We start from the raw sequence: 532 nt of genomic DNA on the forward strand, positions 1-532 counted from the left end.
TGCGTTGAGGACCTTGCCCGATGCAGCGCGGGTCGAGACGTCCTTGCCCGCGGGGAACTCGGGGAGGGAGCCATCCCAGCCCTCGGGGAGACGCCGCGCCTCGATGCGCTCCTGGAGGGCCGCGGCCTCAGGGTTCGCCGACGCCCACGCGTCGAAGCCCGCCTGCCACTCTGCACGGGCCTTCGCGCCGCGCTCGATCGCGCCGCGGGTGTAGGCCAGCACCTCGGGGTCGACGTCGAAGGACTTCTCCGGGTCGAAGCCCAGGACCTGCTTGAGGGCCGCGACCTCGTCGCCGCCGAGCGCCGAACCGTGGATCTTGCCCGTGTTCTGCTTGGTCGGGGACGGCCAGCCGATGATGGTGCGCAGCGAGATGATCGAGGGGCGCCCGGTCTCGGCCTTCGCGGCGACGAGCGCCTGGTAGAGCTCGGGCACGTCCTCGACGTACTCGCCGGTCTTGGTCCAGTCGACGCGCTGGGTGTGCCAGCCGTACGCCGCGTAGCGCGCCAGCACGTCCTCGGTGAAGGCGACGTCG

General features: G+C 71.8%; 1 pseudogene. It reads right to left on the reverse strand.

What is annotated here, in order from left to right:
* A pseudogene (locus ACLN58_RS22590) lies at window positions 1-532 on the reverse strand (transketolase); the annotation flags it as partial.

The sequence above is a fragment of the Sinomonas sp. G460-2 genome (assembly GCF_047759905.1).
Lineage (GTDB): Bacteria > Actinomycetota > Actinomycetes > Actinomycetales > Micrococcaceae > Sinomonas.